Genomic DNA, 21397 nt, shown 5'->3' with positions numbered 1-21397 from the left:
GTCATGGGCATGACCTCATGCGTAACGCGAGCCCCATGCACCACCCGGCCCTCCGAGAGGATCGCATCAGCGTGAGAAGTCCGAGAAGCCTCGTGAGCAGTCTGAAGCCGAAATCGACGGCGACCGTTTTCGTGACCGCGGCGGCGCTGGCCCTGGGCTGCGGCCTGGGCACGGCGGCGGCGGCCCCTTCGTCCCCCGCGCCGTCCCTCGCGCCGTCCCCCGTGGCCGCCGCCCCCGCGTGCGGCTCGGCGACGGTCTCCGGCCGTACCGTCAGCGGGGCGCTGCCCGCGGCCGAGGTCCACCGCCAGCTCGACTCACTGACGCGGCAGCACCGTTCGCAGTACGGGACGCCGTCCGGGATCGCGGCCAAGGGCCCGCTCGGTACGGCCTCCCCGGCCACGGGCACCGTCGTACGGCCGCTGCTCGACATCCACCCGGCGCAGGGCACGGCGTTCAAGTCGCTGTCCGGCTCGGACGGTTCGTGCGCCACCCAGTCCGTCTCGACCCAGCTCACGGTGCACGACAGCGGCACCACCATCTACACCCCGACGATGTACCCGGCGGGCGGCTCCTGCGTCGAACTCGTCACCGTCTACACGCGGACCGTCCGGTCGGTCTCCGCCTGGGACTGGTGCCGCAGCGTCAACTTCGCCGCCTCCGTCACTATCAACAGCTCCTTCCTCACCACCTACACCGGCGGCACCGGCTCCTACACCGGCCGCGTCGTCAAGACCTCCGCCGCCTCCAACACCTGGTCCGCGGACCTCTACAACTACTCGACCGGCCAGTGGGACACCCTCTTCGCCCAGTCCGGCACCAACCAGTCCGGCCGCACCGACGGCTGGGACATCGAAGAGCTCTACTCCACGGTCGGCACCTCCGGACAGGCGTCCTCCTGCGCCGACATGGCCAACCTCACCTTCGAGTCCGCCAACATCGCCGTCCGCACCAACGGCACGTGGTCCCCCGCCTCCACCGCCAACGCCGACACCCACTACGACTCCCCCGCCGGCTCCTTCTACTGCCCCACCCGCACCTTCCAGATGCTCACCCCCTACACCCACTGGAAAGCCACCGGCTGACCCTCGCCGCCCCGGCCCGACCCCGGCGCGGCCCACCCCCGCCCGGCCGGGCCCCGGCCCCCGTACCCTCTCCCCCGTCAGCCCCTGGCCGCCCGCCGGGACCGTTCAACCCGCTCTGACTGTTCCCCCACTCTCACCAAACCCCACCACCGCCCGGAATACCCCCGCAGGCCGATCAACTGTGCCCCGCACACGCGGGGATGACCCCGTCATCCGGCCAGTGCCGCAGGCGGGTATCTGCCGCGCCCCGCACACGCGGGGACGGTGGCCCCTCGCTGTGGCCAACTCCCCGTCCGGCGGGGACGGGCTCTCGTCCCCAGGTGGCTCTGGCCCGAAGGGCCCTGGCCTGCCGCGCCGGGCGGGCGGGCCGCCCAGGGGTCGGGCGGGGCCCGGCTAGGGTGGGGTGATGGCGGCGATTCGGCAGATCCAGGTGACCTTCGACTGCGCGGAGCCCGAGCGGGTCGCGCGGTTCTGGTGCGAGGTGTTGGGGTACGTGGTGCCGGCGCCGCCGGAGGGATTCGGGACGTGGGGGGAGTACGACGCCGCGCAGCCTCCGGAGGAGCGGGGGTCGTGGTTCGCGTGCGTGGACCCCTCGGGGGCGGGGCCCCGGCTGTACTTCCAGCGCGTCCCCGAGGGGAAGGCCGTCAAGAACCGGGTGCACCTCGACGTACGGGTGGGCACCGGCCTGGCGGGGGAGGAGCGGCTGGCCGCCCTGGAGGCCGAGTGCGCGCGGCTGATCCCGCTCGGCGCGGTGCGCGTACGGCTGTTGTACGACGGCGGCAGCGACTCGTGCATCGTGATGCAGGACATCGAGGGCAACGAGTTCTGCCTCGACTGACGCGCTCGCGGGGACCCGCGCCGGAGGCGTCGGCCCGGAGATCGACGACCCGGAGCGCAGGGACGCGGTGCTCGTCCGGCTCGATGATCGAGGACGAGAGGCACCCTCGGAGGGTGGCAGGACCCGGGCGCGGGGCGGACGGTCTGGGTCTTGATCCGGCGGGATGCCGGTCAGTGGGGGTACGTGCGGGGCGGGCGTTGACGGGGGAGGGTGTCGCGGAACTGCTCGATGGCGGAGCTGATCTGGCGGGTGAGGTGGGTGTCCTCGATGCGGTCGAGGTAGAGGTTGCGGCGGGCGAGGCCGACGGCGTCGACGCAGAAGTAGAGGGACATGAGGGGGTTGATGAAGAGTTCGCTGCGCTTGGTGCGGGCGGTGAACTGGACGTCGCCGAAGTCGCCGCGGGTGGCGGCGGCGATGGAGCCGTGGACGATGCTCGGGTACTCGGGCGTGGACGCCTGGGCGTGGGCGACGGCGTCGAGGTAGAGGGCGCCCTCGCGGCTGGCGGGGGAGAGGGAGAAGGCCCCGAGGTAGGCGCCGTCGCGCTCCAGAGCGGCCAGATTCTCCAGTACGAGGGCGTGGTTGACCCCGTGGTACGCGTCCACGCCGAAGCCGAGGCAGGCGACGAGCCGTTGGGGGACCTCGTCCAGCGCGCGAACGGCGGCGAGGCTGGCCATGTCCTCCTCGGGGGTGCCGAGTCCGCTCTCGTCGCCGCGCATGAGGATGTCGGTGCCGCCGTCGACGAGGACGATCGCGTCGACGCCGCCGAGGTGGGCGATCAGCGCGCGGTACGCGGCTCGCAGCGGCTGGACTCCCGTCCGGTCGAAGGCGTGGACGGTGGACGGGAGGCCCTGACCCTCCAGCCAGCGCGCCAGCGTCCGCTCGGGGAAGTAGTCACCCCTGGCCACGGTGTCGGGCCCGATGACGGCCACGTCGTGGTCCAGCCACACGCCCAGGTCCAGGCCGTGCAGATCGGCGAACGACAGATTCGCCAGGTGCACTTCCTTGCCCTCGGCGCGCAGCGCGAGCGCCAGCGGCAGTCCGGCGTAGACGTCGAAGCCGCCGCCCGCGCCGGCGACGAGCACGCGCCGCGCGTCGCGCAGCCGCGTGAACAGGGCTGGCTCATGAAGGGAGTACACCCAGGGACGGTAACAGGAGCGCGGCACACGGCCGTTGAGGACATCCGCGGGTCATGACCCGACACCGCGCCCCGCACCGCGCGACGGGCCGAATCCCCGACGCGTCAAGCCAGTTGCCGCTGGCGCAGCATCGCGTGGTGCGACAGCGACGGCCCTCCCCGAGGGCGCTCCCCGCACTACGCTCGTCGCCTGACCGAGAGGCACTGGGGGTGGGGGTCACGGGCGTGAAGCGCATCGTCGGGGTGCACGGGATCGGGCAGTCCAGGACGTCCAAGGAGCAGTTGACGCGCGACTGGTCGGGGGCGCTCGACCGTGGCCTCGGCGCGGCGGGCGCGCCCACACTGCCGCCCGGCACCCTCGAACTGCCGCACTGGACACGGCTCCTGGCCCGTCCGGGCAAGCACCTCGGCCCGGACGACGATCCCTTCGACAGCGAAGTCCCCCTGGGCGACGGCGAGGCCGACTTCGTCACCCGGGCGCTGGAAGACGTCGTTCCCCGCGAAGACCTCGACCGGATCGGGGAGTCGGAGTCGCAGACGCTCGGGCCGCCGCAGCTCTGGCCCGCGCGCCTCACCCGCCTGGTGATGGCGTACGACCTGCGCTTCCCCCGAGGCGGCGGCAGGCTCTTCGTGAGCGCGATGCGCGAGGTGCGCTTCTACCTGTACGAGCCCGGTCTCGCGGCCCGGGTCCGGGCCCTGGTCGCGGAAGCGTTCGACGCGGACACCGCCGTGGTCGTGGGGCACTCGCTGGGCAGCGTGATCGCCTACGACCTGCTGCGCCGGGAGGAGATCGCACCCGACCGCGCGTCCGGGGTGCGTACGCTCCTGACGTGCGGCTCCCCCTTGGCCGTTCCCTCGGTACGGCGCGGACTGGGCATCGCCGACGGTGAGCCCATGGGGCTGCCCGGCGGTACGGGGTGGGTCAATGTCTTCGACCCGGGGGACGTGGTCACCGGCGGCGGCGGACTCGGTGGTCTGGGGCCCGGGATCACCGACGAAAGGGTGAACAACGGCATCGGAGACCCGCACAGCGCCGCCCGCTACCTCCAATCCGGCCCCGTGGCGCGCGTGATCGCGGACGGCTGCCGGTGAACCGGGGCGCGGCTCCGCGAACGGCCCGGCGATCGCTGATCGAGATCGCCGAATCGGAGCGGGACGACGACCACGAATTCCGTGAAGGGATCGCCGCCCAAGTCGCCGTCGTACGGGAGTGGTGGGCCGAGAGACCGCCGAGTGAGAGCCGCTTCGAACGGCACGGCCCGAAGCGGCTCGACACGGTTTACGACCTGCGCGAATTCCTGGACGACGCGCGGCCGGAGGAGGCCGCCCACGATCACGCGCTCGTGGTCTACGTCACCGGCCACGGGGTCACCCGACCGTCGCACGACCACTTCCTCCTGCTGCGCGACTCCGACGAGAGACGTCTCCCGGCGACCGCGTTCCAGACCGGCGACCTGATCGCGCGCGTCCTGGACTCCGACTCCGACCACATCCTGGTGATGGTCGACTCCTGCTACTCCGGTGTCCTCCGCAAAGACCTGCAACGCCGGCTCGAAGCCTTGAACAGCGCACGGAGGAACCTGAACTCCCTCGTGGTCATCTCGTCCGCCAACGAGACGGGGACCCCGCGTCCGCAGCAGTTCACGCGCCTCCTGCAAGCCGTCTCCGCGTACTTCAAGGAAAAAGAGGCGGGGTTCGCGAACGCGCACCTGAGCTTCGCGGAGTTCTTCGAAGCGATGCGCGTTCTGCGCAAGCGGGATGTCTCGCTCGATGTGCAGTTCCTCTGGCCCAACTACGCGCTGATCAGCAGCGACGACCATCAGGACCTCAGCCCCTGCCTCCCGAACCCCGGTTACGCGCCCGAACGCGTCGTCGTCGGCCCCGCGCGCGGCGCCGTCGCCTGGAGCGCCGCCGACCTCGACGCGTACTGGCTCTCCCGCGCCTCCGGCCGGCCGTCGGACGGCGGCCCCGGCTGGCACTTCACGGGCAGAAGCGGGCTCGTACGGCGCTTGAACCGGTTCCTGACGGGAGACGCGAGCACGCTCGTCGTCACCGGAGAGGCCGGATCGGGGAAGTCCGCGCTGCTCGCCCGGGCCGTGACGCTCAGCGACCCGGGGTTCCGGGCGGACCCGGCGTACGCGCCCCTCATCGAGGACATTCCGCCCGGCCTCCTGGTGCCCGTGGGGGCGGTCGACGCGGCGGTGCTCGCGCGGAACGCGGACGCCGACGAGTTGGCGGCGGCGCTCTACGCGGCGCTCACCGGCACGGTGCCGACCGGGGGTCCGGGGGTCGGCGTCCTGGACGACCTGCTGGATCACGTACTGGCCACCGCCCGTCGGGAGGGCCGTCCGCTGACGATCGTCATCGACGGCATCGACGAGGCCAAGCACCCCGCGAGGATCGTCACCGACCTCGTCCGCCGCCTGGCGCATCAGTGGACCGACGACGAACTGCCAGCGGTACGACTGCTCTTGGGCGTGCGCAGCGCGCGCCCCGACACGGGCGGCGACGGCCCCCGGCCGCCGGTGGACCGGTCGGCGGATCTGCTGAGTCTGCTCGTTCGGTCCACGGACGCCGGGGAACCGCTGCGGACGGACACCGACGCCGACACCGTCGAGGACATCGCGGCGTACGTGGGCGCGCTGTTGAAGGCCCGGTTCACCACAGGTCCCGGCCCCTCGGCGCCCCCGGCCCCCCGCGCTCCGGATCGCCGCGCTCCGGACCCCCGCGCCCTGGAACGGCTCGCACTCGCGGTCGCGGAGGAAGTGACGCCCTCCTTCCTGGACGCGCGCCTCGCCGCCGAAGCCCTGCTCGCGGCGCCGGACCGGCTGCCCCGCCCCGACGACGCCGACTGGCGGCGCGGTCTGCGCCGGGGCACTCAGGAGCTGCTGCGACAGGATCTCAGGGCGGTCGAGCGCGCCACGGGCGTACCGGCCCGGTCCGCCGTGCACGTCCTGCGCGCGACCGCGTTCGCCCAAGGGGACGGCCTTCCGTGGGGCGAGGTGTGGCCGTGTGCCGTACAGGCGTTGGCGCGAGGCGAGGTCGCGGCGCCCGAGGCGCTGGTCAGGCGGGTGCAGGAAGGTCCGCTCCAGGGATATCTGGCCAAGGGGGTGGAGGACGGCAAGTACGTCTACCGGCCGGTCCACGAGCGCATCAGCGAGGTGCTGCGCGGGGACCCGCGCCTGCTGCTCTCCGGGGAAGCGGAACCCGGCACGTCCGAGGAGGCGGAGGCGGGCGTCAGGGCGGCCCACCGCCAACTGGCCACCGCCTTCAGCGCGCTTCACGCGCGGAAGACCGGGCTGCCGTACCCGTACGTGTGCCGCCACCTGGTGCAACACGCGGCGGCCGGAGGCGTACTGAACGACCGGGTCGTCACCGACGGCTTTCTGCCGCACGAGACGAGCGGGAACGTACGGGGCGCTCTCGGGCTGCTCGCGGAGCACGCCCCGGACACCGAGCGCCTGTTCGCGTGGGCACGGATCGAGCCGTTCCTGGCCGACGCGCCTCCGCTCGCGCGCGCGGACAGCCTGCGCTTCTCCCTGCTGGAGGGCAGGGAACCGGCGGCGGTACGGGACAGCGGCGGCCCGGCCGCCGGCCGTGTCGTGCCAGTGTGGAACCACCTCGCGGTGCCGGGCAACGTCCTGGCGAGGCAGGACGCGGACCTCTGCTCCCTGGTGTCCTTCACCCTCCGGGACGGGACACCGCTGATCGCCGTGGGCGACGCCGACGGGGCCATACGGGTCTGGGACCCGGCCACGGTGACCCCGGTCGGACCGCCGATCCCGGGACACGGCCGCTTCGCGCGGGCGCTGACCGTCGTGAGCGATACCGAAGAGCCATCAGCCGAGCTGCAATTGGCGGTCGGCTGCGATGAAGGCGTCTGGATCTGCGACCCGTTGAGCGGCACCACGCGACAACTTCCGGTCACCTCGGCCGTCCAGGCCATGGTGTCCTTCAGCGACATGTACGGGTCGCCCCGACTGGCGATCGGTACGGCCAGGGGGCTCGTGCTGTGCGATCCGCTCACCGGAGGGCCGCGCGGCGGCGAATGGGCGTACGGGGACGACTCGTTGACCTCGGTGCTCGGGCTCGCGGCCTTGGCGCTCACCGACGGCACCACACTCCTGGCCGTTCAACGGGCGGGCCGCGTCGAGATCGTCCAGGCCGCCGCGCAGGGCTTCCCCACCCGCCCGGTGTGCACCGTGCGGGTGGATGACGACGAGATCGCCGCGCTGGCCCTGATCCAGGACCGGACGGGCGAGAGCCCCTTCCTGGCACTGGCCTCCCGGACGCGCGGGACGGTCGGCTTGTGGGACGCGCTGACCGGCGCCGGATTCGGGGACCGCACGGTCAGGCGCTCCGCGACCGTGCTCGCGCCGTACCTCCGCGCCGGCTCGGAGCCGCTGCTCGCGCTCGGCACCGACGACGGCGCCGTCCACCTGTGGAATCCCGAGACGGGGGAGGAGGCACGCCGGTTCCCCGCCGACCACACGGACGGGGTGACGGGCCTGGCCGTCGTGCCCGGTCGGGACGGCGTGCCGCTTCTGGTCTCCGCCTCCGGTGACCGGACCGTGCGCGTGTGGAACCCCGAGGCGTGGGCGCGGCACCCGGAGCGGTTCGCGCGGTCCGTCCGGCGAGCCGACGGGACACTCCTCGCGGTACTGCCCGGCCCCGGCGACGCTCCCGAGACCGTCGAGGTCGGCCCGGACCGGAACCTGACCGTGAGATCGGCGGCCACGGGGGCGGTCATCCGGTCGATCGATCTTCCCCGAACGGGACTTGACGGTCCGGTGACGGCCTTGGCCGTCCACGCGCCGCCCGGCGGTTCCCCGATGGTCTTCGCCGGACTGCCGGACGGTGCCATCGGCGTCTGGAGCGAGGGCAGTTGGCGCATGATGAACGCGTGGATCTTCGGGGACGACCACGCCACCGCCTTCGCCGCCTTCGCCGACAGCGGGCGGACCGTGCTGGCCGTGGGGACGCGCCATGGGTCGGTCGTGTACTGCGACCCGGCGAACGGACAGGTGCTGGGGTGGCTCCACATCGGCGAAGACACCGGGTCCGTCAACGCGTTGACGTACGTGCCGCTGCTGTCGGGCGGCGTCCTCGCCCTGGCCTCCGAGGACGGCGGCGTGCGCCTGTGCCGCCCGTTCAGCGAACCGCACGCCGAATGGCCGGGAGACATCGGCACCGTGGAGTCCCTGGCGGTCCTTCCGACATACGGGGAAGGGGAGTTGCTGCTGGCGGCCGGTGGTTCCGACGGCTGCGTACGGCTGTGGACGGGTGATCCGGAGCGGGAACCGTTCACGCTGCCGACCCGGCACGACGGTCCCGTATCCGCCCTCCACGCCGTACGGTCGCCCGGCTCCCGCCGCCTGCTGGTGAGCACCGGCCACACGGACACGACCGTGCGGCTCTGGGACCCGGCCGCCGGGGAAGAGGTCACGCGCCTGGTCACCGCGGCGGCCCTGACGTCCCTCGGCGTCGTGCCGTCCACCGACAGCCCGGCCCCTCGCCAGCCCGTGATCGTCTTCGGCGGCCCGGCCGGAATCGGCGCGGTGACGCCGAGCGCGGCGCGGCCCGAGGGGTAGTCGCAGCACGTGCCGTTCAGGCCACCCGCATACGGGCGACCGCCTCGCGCGCGCGGCGCCGGGCCCGCTCCGACAGCACCTCCCGACTGTCGTGGGGCGACCCGAAGCCGCCGCAAGTGTCGCTGAGCGCAAGGGCGTTGCTCTGCGAGACCAGGCGGCCGAAAGCCGTCAGGCGCACGGGATCGGCCGGCCGGATCAGCCGCGCCAGCTCCGTCCGCGCGCCGAGGCCCGCATCGCGGGCGACGTCGTCCGCCAGCGCGCACCTGACCGTGTCCCAGGCGGGTCCGCCGGTCGCCCGGTACGCCTTGGCGACGGTGTCGGAGTGCAGGACGTCGGCGCCGTGCCGGTTCAGCGCGTACGCGGCCACGTACAGGCCCTGGTGGTCGCGGTCGCGGCACTGCTCGCCGTCGACGTGATCGGCGCAGTCGCAGCCGGTCAGCCGGGGCAGCACCGCCGCCGTGACGTGCTCCGGATCGGCCCGGCGGCTCGGGGCCCCGGGAGGCGGCAGGGGAAGTCCCGCCTCCAGGGCCCGGGTCCGCCAGGCCGCGCGCGCCGCGTCGAGGGCCGCCGAGGGCCGCTGCCCCGCGCCGAACGAGGTCATCCGTGAAGGGTTGGCGTGACCGAGGCGGCTCACCCCCGCCAGGAAGGCGGCGGCCGTACGGGCGCTCCGCGCGTCGTCGGCCGCGAACGCGTCCGTGAGCTCGGCCCGTTGGCGCTCGCTCAGTACCCGGTCCCAGAGTTCGAGCATCACGCAGGCCGCGGTGGCCAGTTCGGCGACGAGCGGATTCCACCCGTGCGGCTCCGAAAGATCTACCGTGCCCCAACACCATTGATGTGCAATGTTGTTGAGTTCTCCTGGTTGGCCCACGTTGCCCTCATTCAGCGTGCTAGCGTCCTGCCGCATCTCATCAGACACAGCGGAGAGCGGAGCACGGATCAGGTGTCGTTGGCCGAATTACGACCGTCCCCGGGGCCGTCACGTCCCCGCTGGGACCCCAGAAGGCAGGCGTGCGTACCGGTGCTGACCGCCCGGGGGCACGGCACTCGCGTCACCCTCGTCCACGCACTGCGGCACGCGGACGGTCTGCGCGCCGTCTCGGCGAAGACCGCAGGGGAGACCGTCGCCCTGCTGGAGTACCTCCTCGCCGTCTGCTACGCCTCCACCCGCTGCCCGACGACCCGTGACGAGTGGCTCGGCTGGGTCCGCGACGGCACGCCGCTGACCGGGGCCGCCGACTGGCTGGACGGCCGCCCCGACGAGCACTGGGACCTCTTCCACCCGACAGAACCGCTGGGGCAGAACGCCCTCCTCGCCCCGTACCTCGACGAACACGGCGCGGGACCGGCCCAGTTGGTGATCGAGCACGCGGGGGACTACAACCAGTTCTTCGACCACCACCACCTCGAACACCCCACTCCGCTCCCCGCCGACGCCGCCTTCCGCGCGATGCTCACCCAGCACGCGTACGGACCCGGCGGCCGGGCCCGTATGCCCGGCAAGGAAACCCTCGGTCCCACGCTCACCAACCTGGCCGCAGGACGCCTCAGCACCCGTATCCGGGTCGTCGCGTTGGGGACGACGCTCGGCGACACCCTGCGGCTCAATCTCGTGCCGACCGCCGAGGACCCCGGCCGCTTCAACCGGACCTGGACGGTGGCGCCGGAGCCCCGGCGGGGCTTCCTGACCAAGCCGTCGGGGCGGCGGGTCGACGGACCGGCCGACCTGAACACCGTTCTGGGACGCTCGATCCTCCTGCGGCCGACCGTCACCGAGGACGGGACTCCCGCTGTCGACCGCGTCCTGATGGCGGCCGGTGAACTCCTCGAACCACTGGGCCACCACCGCACGCAGGACGCGGTCTACGACGGGGAGGGCGCGGGGAGCGCCGACGCCAAGCCGCTGCGGCCCTCCGCGACCAAGGCGTTGTGGCGCGAGGCGCACGCCCTGTACGCGGCCGTCGCCGACCGGACGCACGGACCCGACCTCTACGACCGCCTCGCCCTGCTGCGGGGCCGTCGACTCAGCCTCTGGGCCGTCGGGTTGATAGCGAAGCAGACCACGGTCGTCACCTGGGTGTCGGACACGTTCCCCTTCGTGCCGGGCCGCGAGCGGGACATGAGATACGCGGCCGAGCGGGGTTCGCTCATCGCCGACCATGTGGCGGCCTGGCTCTTCAAAGCGGCCTACGTCGCCTGGACGGTGACGTACCCCAACCCGAAACCGGGCGACAAGGACCGTCAGATCGCCCGGTTCGACGCGCGGCCGGAGCACTGGGCCCACACGGCCGAGCCCTTCCACACGCTGCTGGACGAGACGACGGCGGCCGGGACCGAGGAGCGGGTCGACGCGGCGCTCGTCGCCTACGCGGCCGAACTCGCGGACTGCGCACGGCGGTTCCTGGGCAACCGCCTCGACTCGCTGCCCGCCAACTCGCGCGGGATGCGGGCACGGGCGCAGGCGGTCCGGTGCCTGGAGAGCGGCCTGACCGGACGCACCGCCCCCGACGAACTGAAGGAGGACCGCGAGTGACCGCCGACATACCGGGCACCGCGTACCGCGACGGCGCCGAGCGCGCCGCCGGTACGGAGGCGCGCGACCGCGCGCGGAGCGAACAGCTCGCCCGCTGGCTGGTCGGCCTGGTGCGGAGCCGCGACAACGGCACGCTCGCCGAACTGCGCCGCCCCACGGTCAGCCAGAACGCCCACATCGAGGCGGGCTGGTTCGACCCGTCGCGCCGCGCGGTGTTCGAGCAGGTGGCCTTCCTCTTCGCCGTCTACCACCGGGGCGCCGTCGAACCGTCGTGGGGATACGGGAGCCTGGGCACCGCGGCCCGCAGGATCGGCACCAGCCTCGGGTACGGGCCGGACGACGCGGGCGCCGGCAGGCTGATGGACCGCGTCGTCTCCAGCCGCCGGCCCCCTCTGCGGCACCTTCAGCACACCGTCGCCCGGCTGCGCTCGTGCGGCAAGCCGCCGCCGTCCTGGGCACAGCTCGCGGACGACCTCGCCCGCTGGTCCGACCGGCAGGCCCGTATCCGGTACCACTGGGCCGTCGACTTCCACGCGCCGTCGCCCGGCACCGCCGCCAGGAGCAGCAGAACCACCAGGACCGTCACGACGAAGGAACTGCCCACGTGAGTAACCCCGTCGCCCTCACCGGGCGCCAATTCCTCTCCCTGCACCTGCTGGAGACGCTGGTCGCGGTCCTCCCCGTCAGGGACGAGAACGGCGCGCCCAAGTCGATCGTCTACGGCGGTGTGGAACGGCACATGATCACCAGTCAGGCGCGCCGCCGCGCCGAGCGGGTGTACTCCCGCGACCGGGCGAACGCCCAGGAAGGGCCGCTCGCCGGGCACGCCATGGGCGTCCGTACCCGCGAATGGGCCCTGGTGACCGCCCGAGCCCTGGAGTCCCGGCACGGCTGGACGAGGGAGGAGGCGCTGCCCACGGCGCGGGCCGTCCTCCAGGCCGTCGGCCTCAACTTCGGCGATCCCGCCAAGCCCACGGTCGCCGACCTGACCAAGGTGCTGCTCTTCGCGCCCGCTGACGCGGGTGACCGGATCGCCGACCACATCCACACCGACCGGGCGGCGGTCGGCGCGTGGGCGGAGCGGTACCTCGCGCAGTCTCAGGCGGCAGCGGCCAAGAAGCCCAAGGGACGGCGCGGGAGCGGTCAGCCGGAGGAGGCGGGCGCGGACGAAGCGGGCACGGACGGGACGGCTCCTGACGAGGCGGGCGCCGCCGGAGGCAAGCTGCCCGCGCTTCCCAAGGCCACCAGGACCGCGGTCCTGACCGCGCTGGCCCCCCGCGACGCGATCGACATCGCGCTCTACGGCCGCTTCCTGGCCGAGATCCCGGACTCGCCGAACGTCGACGGCGCGATCCAGAGCGGCCACGCCTTCACCGTCCACGAAGCCGAGTTGACCGACGACTTCTACGCCGCCGCCGACGACGCCAAGCTCGCCCGCAAGAGCAACGCGCTCGACTTCCTCGACTCGGCGGACGACTCGGGGGCGGGCATGACCGGCTACCAGTCGCTGATCTCGGGCACGTTCTACCGGCACGCCGTCCTCGACCGGCGCAGACTGCGGCAGAACCTGCGCGCGGCGGGCATGTCGGAGCAGGACGCGGAGACCGCGTCCGTCGCCGCGGAAGCGGAGTTCGTCAGCGCCTTCGTCAACGCCTTCCCGCAGGCCAAGAAGAACTCGACCGCGTCCACCGGGTCGTTGCCCGCCCTGGTGCTCGCCTTCGACGGCGACCGGCCGTTCAACTACGCGTCGGCCTTCCAGCGGCCCGTCGACGAACTCGCCGAGGGCGGGCCCGCCGGGGAACTGGCCGTACGCCGCCTCCTCGCCCACCACGCGTTCGTCCTCCGGCGGCGCGACGACATCACGGCGGGCCGCGTCCTGACGTACGACCCGGCCGTCCACGCCGTGCTCCAGGAGCTGGGCGTCACGGATGTCGACTCCGTCGAGAAGCTGACGGAGCTGACGGAGCTGACGGGGTCGTCGGCGAAGTCGTCGGCGCAGTCGCAGTCGGCGGAGCTGCCGGGGTGAGCGGCCACGTCCTGCTCATCCGCCTCGCGGCTCCGCTCCAGTCCTGGGGAGTGGTCTCCTGGTTCTCCCGGCGTGACACCCACAGCCGCCCCACGAAGTCCGGCGTGATCGGTCTGTGCGCCGCGGCCCTCGGCCACGAACGCGCCGACGACCTGGGCGAGTTCCACGCCGTCCGGTTCGGCGTCCGCGCCGATCACCCCGGCACCCCGGTACGCGACTACCACGTCGTCGGATCCGGCCGGTATCCCGTCCGCCCGCGGGACGTCATCACCGACCACCGCAGGGCCGCCGCGCTGTCGACCTCCATGGCGGAGGCCGGGGGCACCGCCTTCGGCCACCACGAACTCGCCGACTGGTACGGGGCGCCGAAATACGTCACCACCGATCCGTCATCGGGTGCCCTGGTCTCCCGGCAGCTCTCCCGGGGCGCGCTCGTCACCGAGCGCTGGTACGTGTCGGACGCCGCTTTCGTGGCCGCGCTCCAGCATCAGGACCGGGCCTTCCTGGCGACGGTCGCGACGGCGCTGGAGAGCCCGGAACGCCTGCTGTGGCTGGGCCGCAAGTCGTGCCCGCCGTCCGGCACACTGGCCGGGCCGCTGCTCGCCGGGACCGTCGAGGAGGCCTTCGCGTCCGTCGCGCTGCTGCCTTCGCAGGGCGTCGGGGCGCCGCCGTCGCCGCGGCCCTGGGCATGGATCGAGGCGGTGGACCCGGACGGTACGGCGACTCCCGTACAGGACCAGCCGGTCACCTTCGACGCGGACCGTCGCGCGCACACCACGCGGTGGGAGACCCGTACCCGCGTCACCATCGACGAGAACGCCACCGAATGGGACGTCATCCCGTGACCAATCCGCCCGCCGCCGCCCGATTCGTCGCCACGCACAGCGTCCTGACCATGGACGCCCGGCACCCGTACACCGCCAAGTCGCTGGTGGACGCCCAGGACATGCACCGCACCGTGATGAGCGGCTTCCGCGGCTGGGTCGCGGACGGCGACCCCGACGCCCGCGCCCAGACAGGGGTGTTGTCGACCTGGTCCGTCGATCTCAAGGCAGCGGCGCTCGTGCTGGTGGTGCAGTCCAGGGTCCCGGGGGACTGGGCGGGCGTGCCCCGCGACGCGCTCACCGGGACACCGCGGGTGATCACCGTCGACCGCACCATCCGCGCCGGGGACTCCCTGACCTTCCGCACCGTCGTCAACCCCACTCAGAGTCGTCCGGCCGGGCCGCCCACCCCCGAGCGCCGCCGAGGTCAACGCACCGCCCACACCAGGCCCGACCACGTACGGCACTGGTTCGCCCGGCGGTTCCAGCAGCCGGGCGAACCCCGCAGGGCCCCCGACGGCGTCGCCCGGATCGGCGCCACCGCCGAGGAGGAGTCCCTGGCCGTCCGCATGCTTCCCACGGTCACAAGTCCCGCCCCCCACAAGGGCCTTCGCATCGCCCGCGCGGAGATCCGCGGCACTCTGACCGTCACCGACCCGGCCGCCCTGGTCGACGCGATGACCCAAGGCATCGGCCACGCGCGCGCGTACGGCTGCGGGCTGCTGCTGACGCGGTGAGCGCACCGAAGTTCGGGCCAACGGACCTTACGAGCACGGCCGTTGGTAGGGAATGCCGGGGAAGTGGGCGGTCCACACCGCGTCGGTGAGGACGTTGGCGGTGGCGGCGCAGACGCGGGCGGCGGCGGTGTCGGGGGCGAGGGGCCAGCGGCGGAGGGTGCCCGCGACGGAGGAGGTGATGAGGGTGCGGCCGTCGTGGGTGGGGGCGAGGGGGCCCGCGCCGGGGGCGGGCAGGGGGCGGCCCTTGGGCGCGGGGTGGTGGAGGTCGGAGACGTCCCAGAGGCGGACGGTGTTGTCGGCGCTCGCGCTGGCCAGCAGCGAGGTGTGGGGGACGAAGGCCAGGGACTCGATCCGGTCGCCGTGTCCGGTCATCGGGCCGCCGAGGGCGGCGGGCCTGTGCGGGTCGGAGACGTCCCACAGGCGCAGGGTGCGGTCGTGGGAGAGGGCGAGCGTGCGGCCGTCGGCGGAGAAGGCGGCGGCCGACGCGCCGTAGCGGGAGTCCCCGTAGGCGCTCGTGGGGATGGCGGCGAGCGCGGCCGGGCGGGTGGCGTCGCGGGTGTCCCAGAGCTGGTAGGGCTCGGGGGTGTTCTCGGTCAGGGTGAGGCGCCCGTCGGCGCCGAGGGCCAGCAGGTTCCCCCGGAGCGGTGAGTCGGCGACCAGGGGGCGGGGGCCGGCCGGGCCCGAGATGTCCCAGAGGCTGCTGTGGAGCGCGGTGGTGGACCACAGGCGCTTGCCGTCCGCCGTGAACGACAGCTTGCGGATCGACGCTCCGGAGGGTTCGCCGAAGGGCTCGCCCAGCGGCGCGGGGCGGGCCGGGTCGGCGAGGCTCCACAGCGCGATCGTGGTCCCGTCCGCGGCGACGTCCATGTCGCCCACGGCCGTCGCCAGGGTGCGCCCGTCGGGGCTGACGGCGAAGACCGAGGTCCGGCCGTCGGGTCCGGGCGTCGGCCGGCCGGCCGGCGTCGGACCGCGGGCGTTCGTCAGATTCCACAGCCCGACGGCGGAGTGCGGGACGGAGGAGTTGTCGTCGACTCCGGCGACGAGCGTCCTGTCGCCGGGCAGGACGGTGATCGAGTCGACGGCGCCGCCCGGGGTCGCGACCGCGGGCGGAAGGTCCCAGACCCGGACGGTGGAGCCGTCGCCGCTGGCCAGGGCGGACCCGTCCGGGGAGAACGCCAAGGCGTCCACGGTCTCGGTGTGTCCGCCCAGCGGCGCGTACATCGCGACGAGCGGATGCGGGAACTCCTCCTCCAGCGAGGACGACGCCAGGCCGGTGTCGGCGACGCGCCAGAGCGTGACCGTACGGTCGTCCCCTGCGGTCGCGAGCACCTGGCCGTCCGGCCGCATGGCCATGGACAGAGCCGCCCCGCGCGGGAGTTGGTGCTCGTTGTGCAGGGCGGGCCGGGTCCGGACGGTCAGGTCCCAGACGCGCAGCGTCTCCGGGGACAGGGTGCTCGGCTCCCCGTTGCCGCCGGGGTCGCCCGCGGTGGCCAGCCACCGGCCGTCCGCGGAGAAGGCGACGTCGGGCGTCAGCGTGGCGCCCACTTGCAGGCCCTGCGGCAGCAGCTCCTCGAAGCGGCCGGGCGCGGAGACGTCGACGAGTTGCAGGGTGTTGCCGTCCTCCCACACCGCGAGGGTGCGTCCGTCGTGGCTCAACGCGACGGCCGCGCCCGGCCGTTCGGCGCCGGGCCGCGGGCGGGCGGGGTCGGTGAGGCTCCACAGCGTCGTGGTCCCGCCGTCGACGCCCACGTCGGCGGTGATGAACTCCCGTCCGTCCGGGGTGAAAGCGACCATGCGGGTGTCCTCGGTGCCCGTCATGCTGCCGGTGCGGCGGAAGTGCGCCGGGTCGGACACGTCCCACAGGTCGAGTACGGGGTGCGGGGCGGAGCTGTCGGCCGTCGTCCCGTCCGAGCCCTCGGTCGCGTCGCGGGCGAGCGGCGCGTACACCGCCAGCCGTCGCCCGTCCCGGCTCAACCGCACGTCGGCGGCGCTCTTCAGGCCCGGTACGGCCCGCCCGACGCGGCGCGGGTGCGACGGGTCGCGGCTGTCCCACACCGTCACCGAGCCGTCCGCGGCCCTGGTCGCCATCCGCCTGCCGTCCCCGCTGAAGGCCGGCGCGCCCGTCGCGCCCGGCACCAGGGCCGCCAGCGGGCCGTTCGCCCAGGACAGGAGGTTGGTGTACTTGTCGTCGTCCGGCCGCATCCGGTACGAGGCCAGGTCGAGCAGGGCGGCGAGCGACGGGTCGCTGGTGCGGACGCGGTCGGCCTCGATCGCGACCTGGCCCGCGATGGCGGTGTCCCGCTCCTTGCGCGCGGTGTCCCGCTGCGTCTGCGCGGTCGCGCGCTGCTGGAAGGCGAAGACGGCGGTGCCGGAGGCGATCAGCACCAGGGCGGTGAGCACGGCGATGACATTGCGCCGTAATCGCGCGGCCCGCGCGGCCTGTTGGGTCGAGGCGGCGAGGAAGTTCCGTGCCGCCGGGCTCAGATGGTCGGGGGCGGAGGTCGCAGCGGTGGTCGCGCGCTCCAGCCGACTGCCCCGGAACAGCAGGGCGTGGTCGGAGCCGCCGTGCTCGCTCCACGCCCGTGCCGCCTCTTCCAGCTCCTGGCGCACCAGGATGTCCGCCCGGCCGCGGTCGATCCAGCGGCGCAGGCGGGGCCACGCGCGGATCAGCGCCTCGTGGGTGATCTGGACGGTGACGCGGGCCGCGGCGCGGCTCTCGTCCTCGGGCCCGTCGCCGTGCGGCCCGTCGCCGTGCGGTTCGCCGCCTTCCGGGGCGCCGTCCAGGGTGAGCAGCCGGGCCCGGCTGAACGCGGTCAGCGCGGCGGCCGTGGCCGAGGCCGCGGAGCCGTCGGTGGCCAACTCGCCCAGTGACGCGCGCCGCCGGGTGTCCTCGGCGCCGTGCCCGATGCGCACGAGCCGCAGGAACAGCGCCTCCGCCGCCTGCCGGGCGGCCATGTCCAGTCCGGCGTAGGCGCGTTCGGCCGACGTGGAGATCGCCTGCCGGATTCCGCCGGTGGCCTGGTAGTCCGCCACGGTCAGCGCACTGCGGCTGCGCCGTATCCACGTCATGTGCAACGCGTGGGCCAGCAGCGGCAGCCGGCCCGCGGTGAACCACGCGTCGGGGTCGGGGTCGCCGACCGTCGGGTCGTCGGGGAAGACGCCGAGGTCCCGCAACAGCAGCTCTTCCAGGCCCGGTTCCATCGTCAGCCCGGTCGCCTCGGCTGGCGCGACGATCGCGGCGCGCAACTCGTCCTCGGTCATCGGCCCGACCAGGACCTGGCGGCCCCTGAGCACCGCGCGCAGTCGCGGGTGGGCGATGGCGTGGCCGTAGAAGTCGGCGCGGAGGCCGAGGACGAGCAGGACCGGGGGCGGGGTCCCGTGGGGCACGGGGCCAGGCGCGGGGCCCGGCACGTGGCTCGGCGAGGGGCTCGGCGCGGGCTCCTGCGCCATACGGCTGACGGCGTCGATGAAGGCGCGGCGCTCGGTGTCGTCGGTGCAGAGGGTGAACAGCTCTTCGAGCTGGTCCACGATCACGACGAGGCGGGGCGCCGGTGCGCCGGTCGCCCCGGCCCGCGCGGCCAGGGCGACGCTGAGCCGGTCGGTGTAGCCGCCGGGGTCGGTCCGTAACGCCTGCTGTACGGCGGCGGCCTCTTCGCCGGTCGCGGCGGCCAGCTGCCCGGCCAGTGCCGCGAGCGGGTGCGCCGTGGGCGTCAGGACGAGCTGCGGCCAGTCCCGCGAACCCTCCACCGGAAAGCGGTTGCCGCTCAGCGCGGGCCGTAGACCCGCCATGAGCAGCGACGACTTGCCCGACCCCGAAGGGCCGACCACCGCCAGCGGTCCGCCCGCCTCCAGTTGCGCGACGACCTCGGTGATCAGGGGATCGCGCCCGAAGTACCACTGCGCCTGGTCGACGCCGAAGGGGGCCAGGCCGGGGTACGGGCACCGGTCGTCGTCACCCGCGGGCCCGTCGGCGCGCCGGTCGGTCCGGCCGCGGGCACCGTACATGAACAAGTCGCGGGCGGCGTAGTAGATATCGCCGCCCGCCTGGTTGATCCGGCTGTCGCCGGACGCCGTCGCGGTCTGTTCCAGCGAACGGGCGTCCGCTCGGCCGCCGGTGGCGGGAGTGCCGGCCGGTCCGGCCGGGTCAGGCGTCGGGGGCATCGGTGAGGTGGATGCTGCCGCCCGCCTGGAAGACGCGGTTGCCGCGGCCGGAGACGCTGGCGCGCTGGGTGACCGTCGTCCCGGGCGTCGTCGGGGCCGCGGCCGGGCTCAACTCGTCCAGCACGCGGCGCAGTTCGGCGGCCAGCGCCGGGTCCGCGTCCAGCATGCGCTGCAATCTGCGTTGCCAGTCCGCGGCGAGCTGCGTCTCCGTCTCGGCGTCCCCGCTGTCCCGCGCGGCCAGCACATCCGTCCGGACCTCGGCCAACTCGGCCTCCACGGCGGCCACTCGCTCGGGATGCACGCGCCGCCACAGCGCCAGCGCGGTCGCCCGCGCGTCCTCCCAGGCGTCACTGGCCATCGCACTCACCAGCGTCGTTCCCGCCGCCAACACCAACGGATCCACCCCGCCCGCCCCCCACCGACCCCGGCCGCCTCACGGACCGTCATCGTATCGGCACATCCCGTTCGGCCAAGGGAGAACGCCGGGCTCCGCTTGGCCCGTTCGTCCGACCGTCGACCGTTCGTCCGGCCGCCGGGCCGCCGGGCCGTCCGCTCTGCCCGAGCGGGCGGCCCGAGGGCGTATGGGCGTATGCCGGTGCGGGTCAGCGCACGCGGACGGTCACCGTCACGGTCTTGAGGACCGCGGGGAGCTTGGTGGTGTCGACTCTCAGGATCTCGCCGTTGTCGGGCTTGGACGTGGGCGGGAGGACCTTCTGGTGGACGGTCCAGGTGCCGTCCGGGTCCACGGCGATGGTGTCGATGCCGAAGTCGTCGTCGTTGGAGAGGTAGAGGGTCCGGCCGGCGTCGGCGGTGGCGACGCCCTCGACCTTGTCGTGGGCGAAGAAGGCACCGGTGGGGTCGAGTTGGCTGACCAGGGTGCCGACGTTGAGATAGGGCTGCTTCTGGGCGACGTTGACGCCCGCGGCCGTGAGCGCGGTGAGGGCCGCGTTGGTGCCGCCCGTACCGACCAGCGCCTCGGGGGACTTGCCGCCGAGGGTCAGGCCGCTGACGTCGGTCGCCCCGTTGATGTCGACCTGGAAGAGCGTCTTGGAGGCGAACGGCTCGTAGTTGCCGTCCCGTTCGTCGACGAGGAACGTGGTGTTCGACAGCGCGGTGATCTCGCTGTTCGCGGCGCCGGTCGTCGCCGGGTTGTCGAGCAGGTAGAGGTACTGCTTGGCCTTGTAGTTACGGAGGTCGACGGTGATGATCCGGGTCGCCGCCACATTCCCGGCCTTGGTACCGCCGAGGTCGGGCTGCTGGAGTGCGGACTGCATGACGCCCACCAGCTTCGAGCCGTCCGGCGTGACCGTCAGCCCCTCCATGCCCTTGTTCTTGACGCGGTACGCGAGTTCGGCCGGCAGGTAGCCGACGATCTTGTGGAACGCGTTGTCGGCGCTGTCGCGGTACGGGGTCAGCCGCCCCAACTCGTAGCCGTCGGCGTCGAAGTGGGTGATGTACGGGCCGTACTCGTCGGAGACCCAGAAGGTGCCGTCGCGCAGCGCGACCAGGCCCTCGGAGTCGTAGCCGTACGGGTCCCTGGCGACGGGAACGGGCTTGCCGCCGTTGGCGTTCGTCGCGTTGACGTCGTCGATCGTCTCGCTCGTGTCGTGCGGCGGACGGCCGCTGTAGGGGACGCCGCCCCGGCTCTTCGGGCCCTTCAGCGTGACCTGCTTGAGGAGCTTCGCCTTGCCGTCCACGAGCTGGAACTCGCCGATCTGCGGCGTGAAGTCGAGCAGCATCTCGGACTTGTTGCCGTCGGGGGCGTCGGCGTTCGGACCGCGGTCGGTCAGGCCGTAGAAGTGGCCGGGCCTGCCCGGCACCGGCGCGAGCGAGGAGCCGTAGCCCTCACCGGAGATGCGCGTGGTCGTGCCGCCGGGCCCCGCGACCGTGGCGAGCGGCGGCAGCGCCGACCCGTCGCGCCGCGCGTCCTTGAAGAGCCGCACGGCGTCGGTCGTCGTGTACGTGAAGGTGTCCGTGCCCGTGAAGCCGGGGCGCGGGGTGTACGTGAACGAGCCGTCCGCGTCGACCGTCGCCGTACCGTCCTTCGGGTCCGTGTGCCGTACGACCGCGGTCGCGCCGACGTCGTTCCGCAGCACATTGCCGGTGACCTCGCCGTGGCCGGAGAAGGTGTCGGCGGTCGCGCCGAAGTCGTGCGAGGGGGCCGAGAGCCAGCCCGCGGTGTGGGCGGCGGCCGTGCCCGTACCCACCACGACGAGCGTGGCGCCGATCGCGACGACGATCCGGGTGCGCTTGCGGGAGAAGCGTCCTGAAGTGCGTGATGTCATGGTCCTGAACCTGTCGGTCACCGGTGAACTGCGCGCCGACGTCAGGTGAATGCCGGGTTCACGCCTCGGTGCGCGCTCGCGCCGGACGGGAGGTCCCCGCCCGGCGCGAACGCCCGCACATCAGGAGCCACTTCCGTGCCGGGCCGCGCCCGCGTCAGGCGGTACCAGAGACAGACCGCCCCGGCATC

Annotated in this window: 14 protein-coding genes; 9 read left to right on the top strand and 5 right to left on the bottom strand. The window is 73.5% G+C overall.

Features of this window, described 5'->3' with window-relative positions:
* The first annotated feature begins 92 nt into the window (after positions 1 to 92).
* Entirely contained in the window at positions 93 to 1082 is a 990-nt protein-coding gene (locus ACIQCJ_RS27400) for a hypothetical protein (protein WP_402712841.1), read from the top strand.
* A 406-nt stretch (positions 1083 to 1488) separates the two neighbouring features.
* Positions 1489 to 1920 carry a VOC family protein gene (locus ACIQCJ_RS27395; protein ID WP_355339936.1) on the top strand — a complete coding sequence of 144 codons (432 nt, stop codon included), beginning with the start codon at positions 1489 to 1491 and terminating at the stop codon, positions 1918 to 1920.
* A 170-nt stretch (positions 1921 to 2090) separates the two neighbouring features.
* On the opposite strand, the gene ACIQCJ_RS27390 is transcribed toward ACIQCJ_RS27395, so the two are convergent.
* On the bottom strand, positions 2091 to 3056 hold the full coding sequence (locus tag ACIQCJ_RS27390; RefSeq protein ID WP_355339939.1) for a DUF1152 domain-containing protein: 966 nt from the start codon (positions 3054 to 3056) through the stop codon (positions 2091 to 2093).
* Positions 3057 to 3280: 224 nt separating this feature from the next.
* On the opposite strand from ACIQCJ_RS27390, the gene ACIQCJ_RS27385 reads away from it, so the two are divergent.
* Together ACIQCJ_RS27385 and ACIQCJ_RS27380 are read left to right on the top strand one after the other, a co-directional pair.
* Positions 3281 to 4147: an alpha/beta fold hydrolase gene (locus tag ACIQCJ_RS27385; protein ID WP_402712840.1), complete on the top strand. Its 867-nt coding sequence runs from the start codon at positions 3281 to 3283 to the stop codon at positions 4145 to 4147.
* Positions 4144 to 8646: an AAA family ATPase gene (locus ACIQCJ_RS27380; protein WP_402712839.1), complete on the top strand. Its 4503-nt coding sequence runs from the start codon at positions 4144 to 4146 to the stop codon at positions 8644 to 8646. Before ACIQCJ_RS27385 ends, ACIQCJ_RS27380 begins: the two co-directional genes overlap by 4 nt.
* 16 nt (positions 8647 to 8662) lie before the next feature.
* Here the strand turns inward: ACIQCJ_RS27380 and ACIQCJ_RS27375 are convergent, their stop codons facing one another.
* Entirely contained in the window at positions 8663 to 9550 is an 888-nt protein-coding gene (locus ACIQCJ_RS27375) for an HD domain-containing protein (RefSeq protein ID WP_402712938.1), read from the bottom strand.
* A gap of 114 nt (positions 9551 to 9664) precedes the next feature.
* On the opposite strand from ACIQCJ_RS27375, the gene ACIQCJ_RS27370 reads away from it, so the two are divergent.
* From ACIQCJ_RS27370 to cas6e, 5 genes are read left to right on the top strand one after another with little or no spacing between them, the layout of a single operon-like run.
* Complete coding sequence (locus ACIQCJ_RS27370; RefSeq protein ID WP_402712838.1) at positions 9665 to 11176, top strand: type I-E CRISPR-associated protein Cse1/CasA; 1512 nt, start codon at positions 9665 to 9667, stop codon at positions 11174 to 11176.
* Entirely contained in the window at positions 11173 to 11784 is a 612-nt protein-coding gene (gene casB / locus ACIQCJ_RS27365; RefSeq protein ID WP_402712837.1) for a type I-E CRISPR-associated protein Cse2/CasB, read from the top strand. Before ACIQCJ_RS27370 ends, casB begins: the two co-directional genes overlap by 4 nt.
* On the top strand, positions 11781 to 13202 hold the full coding sequence (locus ACIQCJ_RS27360) for a type I-E CRISPR-associated protein Cas7/Cse4/CasC (protein WP_402712836.1): 1422 nt from the start codon (positions 11781 to 11783) through the stop codon (positions 13200 to 13202). The genes casB and ACIQCJ_RS27360 overlap by 4 nt, the downstream gene beginning before the upstream one ends.
* Positions 13199 to 14047 carry a type I-E CRISPR-associated protein Cas5/CasD gene (cas5e, locus tag ACIQCJ_RS27355; protein WP_391158435.1) on the top strand — a complete coding sequence of 283 codons (849 nt, stop codon included), beginning with the start codon at positions 13199 to 13201 and terminating at the stop codon, positions 14045 to 14047. Before ACIQCJ_RS27360 ends, cas5e begins: the two co-directional genes overlap by 4 nt.
* The gene (gene cas6e, locus ACIQCJ_RS27350; RefSeq protein WP_402712835.1) at positions 14044 to 14763 is read left to right on the top strand and encodes a type I-E CRISPR-associated protein Cas6/Cse3/CasE; all 720 of its coding nucleotides are present in this window, start codon (positions 14044 to 14046) and stop codon (positions 14761 to 14763) included. The genes cas5e and cas6e overlap by 4 nt, the downstream gene beginning before the upstream one ends.
* A gap of 27 nt (positions 14764 to 14790) precedes the next feature.
* Here the strand turns inward: cas6e and ACIQCJ_RS27345 are convergent, their stop codons facing one another.
* The 3 genes from ACIQCJ_RS27345 to ACIQCJ_RS27335 all read right to left on the bottom strand — a co-directional run bounded on the left by ACIQCJ_RS27345 (position 14791) and on the right by ACIQCJ_RS27335 (position 21209).
* Positions 14791 to 18924, bottom strand: coding sequence for an AAA family ATPase (locus ACIQCJ_RS27345; RefSeq protein WP_402712834.1), 4134 nt, complete (start codon positions 18922 to 18924; stop codon positions 14791 to 14793).
* Positions 18908 to 19282, bottom strand: a complete 375-nt coding sequence (locus ACIQCJ_RS27340; protein ID WP_402712833.1) for a hypothetical protein — start codon at positions 19280 to 19282, stop codon at positions 18908 to 18910. The genes ACIQCJ_RS27345 and ACIQCJ_RS27340 overlap by 17 nt, the downstream gene beginning before the upstream one ends.
* Before the next feature lie 244 nt (positions 19283 to 19526).
* Positions 19527 to 21209: an esterase-like activity of phytase family protein gene (locus ACIQCJ_RS27335; RefSeq protein WP_402712832.1), complete on the bottom strand. Its 1683-nt coding sequence runs from the start codon at positions 21207 to 21209 to the stop codon at positions 19527 to 19529.
* Positions 21210 to 21397 lie beyond the last annotated feature (188 nt).

Origin of the sequence: Streptomyces sp. NPDC093221 (assembly GCF_044753885.1) — a bacterium.
Classification (GTDB): Bacteria; Actinomycetota; Actinomycetes; order Streptomycetales; family Streptomycetaceae; genus Actinacidiphila.
The sequence above is the reverse complement of the archived record's forward strand: the minus strand, read 5'-3'. Positions and strand labels throughout refer to the sequence as shown.